This is a genomic window from Bacteroidales bacterium (genome assembly GCA_031275285.1).
Classification (GTDB): domain Bacteria; phylum Bacteroidota; class Bacteroidia; order Bacteroidales; family UBA4181; genus JAIRLS01.
Window position 1 is genome coordinate 1 of the sequence record JAISOY010000202.1, and the last position, 3,665, is coordinate 3,665.

3 protein-coding genes are annotated in these 3,665 nt (G+C 38.6%); all 3 read right to left on the reverse strand.

What is annotated here, in order from left to right:
• Positions 1-40: 40 nt before the first annotated feature.
• Positions 41-1,717, reverse strand: coding sequence for an extracellular solute-binding protein (locus LBQ60_19570; GenBank protein ID MDR2040128.1), 1,677 nt, complete (start codon positions 1,715-1,717; stop codon positions 41-43).
• Positions 1,718-1,918: 201 nt separating this feature from the next.
• A complete protein-coding gene (locus tag LBQ60_19575; GenBank protein ID MDR2040129.1) occupies positions 1,919-2,830 on the reverse strand; it encodes a carbohydrate ABC transporter permease in 912 nt (303 codons plus the stop codon).
• 11 nt (positions 2,831-2,841) lie between these two features.
• A partial coding sequence (locus LBQ60_19580) for an ABC transporter permease subunit (protein ID MDR2040130.1) occupies positions 2,842-3,665 on the reverse strand: 824 nt, incomplete at its 5' end.

Genomic DNA, 3,665 nt, shown 5'->3' on the forward strand with positions numbered 1-3,665 from the left:
TGCACTTTTGTGTAAGACGCCGGCAAGTGGGAGATATTTTTTATTTCTTCCACTGGCGATCATAGGCTCCCTGTAAAATTTTGATGTATTCTTTTATTCCTATGGTCTCCAACTCGGTAAGATAGCTGTTCCAATCCTTATCAATATTCAGATCGCCGATAGTAAAACGGGCAATGCTTTCACTTATATAGTTGTCAATGGCTACCTGCAATTCCTGAATTCGGACATTTTCTTCCGTTGTATAAAGTAACGGTGGAACAGGATCATGGGCATACGGCTTATAAGCCATAGAAGCATTGTAGAGAATGACTTCACTGTCATACCCTTCAATTGGTGTCCGGTCATAAGAATTGAAAGCGACATAACGCAGTCCATTTCCACCCCAGTATACATTCTGCGGTTTTCCCCAAAGATCGTTGATAAGCTTAAATCTTGGAATTCCACCGGTTATACTTGGGCCACTGTCTTGCTGAGGGATTTCCCAATCCCGTCCCAGTACCCCGTATCGGATAAAAGAATTTATCGAGGGATCTTCATCCATAAATGCATCCGCCCACCGTAATGCGATAGCCGGATTCTTACAATCCCGGGAAATAACAAAGGTTAACCCCGCATAAAGATCGTTGTACTTAAGGAAGGGAGTAGTCTGAACGCCCTTTGGTCCCTTGAGCGGCGGCAGGGCTTTCAGGTAATCAATTCGGGATCCGCCGATATTGGCAATGGCATAGTCGGTAAAGGAAGCTGCGGCACCAACCTTCATAGCATCTTCCATCTCTACAACCTGCTTTAATTGTTGCAAATTCTGGGTAAAAGCATTGGGGTCCAAAAGTCCTTCCCGGTAAAGTTTGTTCATGAAGATAAGACCCTCTTGCCATTCCGGCGTTGTATAGGCGGGACTGATTATATCATTATTCAGTATTAGCCGATGATTCGATAAATCATCAAGAATAAACATATTCATGATAAAAACATCTATCGCTCCCTGTGGACTGGCGGTAGTAGGAAGGTAGCCAGTCAGAGGAATCTCATCATTCCTTCCATTGCCATTAGGATCTTTTTCTTTAACGGCTTTGAGATAATTGTAGAAACCGGTTATATCAGTAGGCATAACCATACCAAGTTTATCAAGGAAACCCTGGTTTATCCACATACGATAGGGCAGTGCATTGATAATCTGTAGATTAGCCTGCATATTTGTTAATCCATAAATATTTCCATCCAAAACAGTTAAACGTTCCCGAAATCGGCTATTGGGGTTATCCTTGTCTATTTTTGTAAAATTAGGAGCATATTTATCCAGAAGATCATTCAATGGCTGTACAAGACCATTCTCACCAAAACCCTGCATTCGTTCCAGTAAAAAGAAACCATTACATCCCCAAAAAACATCAGGTAATTTTCCCCCGCTGTTTAGAAGAACATTTAATTTTTGATTTATATCATTAAGGGGAACCACGGTAAAATTAATGTGTATGTTGGTGAGTTTTTCCATAAAAAGAGTTTGTTCCACAGTTGCATAATCAATAACATTCACATTCGACGGGATCAACATTTCTAAATCATATCGGTTTTTAGTAACTGGATACTTACTATCCATATTCATGAGGCTCTCCGTCATGGCGGCAGTGTTGGGTGTCTCGTTTTTTTCATCACAGGACACAAAAAAAACAATCGGGATCATAATGGTTAACAGGATCACGATATTCCACTTTTTCATTTTCTTATCCTCCAAATAATATTTATTTAAAGATCCAAAGATGGATCTTAATACCAAAATAATTAATTAGACTTGTTCAATAACCTGGTTGGTTATCTGCTAATATGCGGTTATCTTGTAAGTCTAGGCAAAATGTTCCGCATTTCGCTGTTTTTCAGCGGAATTTGTTCAGAAACTGAAGTTTCTGAACAACTCGATTTTTTATCCTTTTATAGAACCTATCATCACTCCTTGGACAAAATATTTTTGAACAAATGGATATACCAGCCATATAGGCACATTGACCACAATTATCAGGGAATATTTTAAAAGCTCCGCCATACCTTGCTGAATTATCATAAGTTCAGGATCTGCGATTAAATTGGTATCAGCCTGGGTTGCTACCAGAATATCCCGAAGTACAATTTGGATTGGGAAAAGCTTAACATTGGTTAAATAAAGAAAGGCATCAAAAAAGGCATTCCATTGACCAACGGCATAATATAATACCAATACCGCGGTAATTGCCTTGGATAATGGTAGTACAACATGAAATAAAAACTGAAAATGAGAACATCCATCTAAAGATCCAGCCTCCACCAATTCTTCAGGGATATTTGTCTGATAATAAGTACGGGCAATAATCATATTGGTAACCCATATAGCGTTTGGAATCACCAAAGCTGCACGGGTGTTTAACAGGTGCAGGTTTTGAACTAACAGATACATAGGGATCATTCCACCCTGAAATAAGAATGTAAATACAAAAAGATATGTAATAAAATTGCGGCCAATAAATTTCTTGCGGGATAGAGGATAAGCGGCCATAATGGTTAAAATAACACTAATAGAAGTACCAATTATCGTATAAAAAATAGTATTAAGGTAACCGGTAAGAACTTTTGATTCCCGAAAGACAGTTTTATATCCCTCCAGTGATAATTCCACCGGCCAAAGAACAACTTTTCCGCTCATCACCGCTCTTGTAGAACTAAATGAGGCGCTGAAAATATAAACAATTGGATATAGAACAACAAGAAAAGAAAGAACAAGATAAAGATTAGTAACAAAATAGAAAAATTTATCGCTTCTTGACTGGCGAATTTTCCAGATTGGTGTTTTTATTTTCCCCATGAAAATGTCTCCTACCAAAGACTGGTTTCGCCGACCCGTTTAGCAATTTCATTGACAATAAGTACCAACAAAAAATTAACAACAGAATTAAACATTCCTATTGCGGTGGCATACGAAAAATCCCCCATTCCCGAACCAAGAGCTACCTGATAAACATAGGTTGATATTATCTCTGAGCTGCGAAGGTTAAGCGGATTTTGCATAAGAAATACCTTTTCAAAGCCAAGATTCATAATTTTCCCCAAATTAAGCAGGAGCATGGTTGTAATTGTAGGCATAATACAGGGTAAATCTATTCTCAAAATACGTTTAAAACGGGTAGCACCGTCCATAAGAGCAGCTTCATGCAATTCCGTATCTACCCCGGAAAGGGACGCCAGATAAATAATGCTGTTCCACCCTGCTGCCTGCCACACATCAGACCACACATAGAGGGATTTAAAAACATTCGGAGACCCAAGAAGGTTAATCGTAGAAACTCCTATTGCCTGAAGAACCCTGCTGAAAATACCAATATGGGGATTAAAAAACTGCAGAACAATTCCTACCATAACTACAGTGGAAATAAAATGAGGCATATAGGTAACAAATTGGACTGTCCGTTTGAATTTTTTAAATAAAGTCGCATTTAGCGCAAGAGCCAAAATAATAGGTATGGGGAAGCCTGCGATTAATAAATAAAAGCTCAATCCCAGTGTATTAGTAAGGACTCTTTGAAACTGATAGGATTTAAAGAAACGAGTAAAATTGTCAAATCCAACCCATGTACTACCCCAAATACCATTAATTGGACGATAATTCTTAAAGGCTATAGTAATACCCACCATGGGCACAT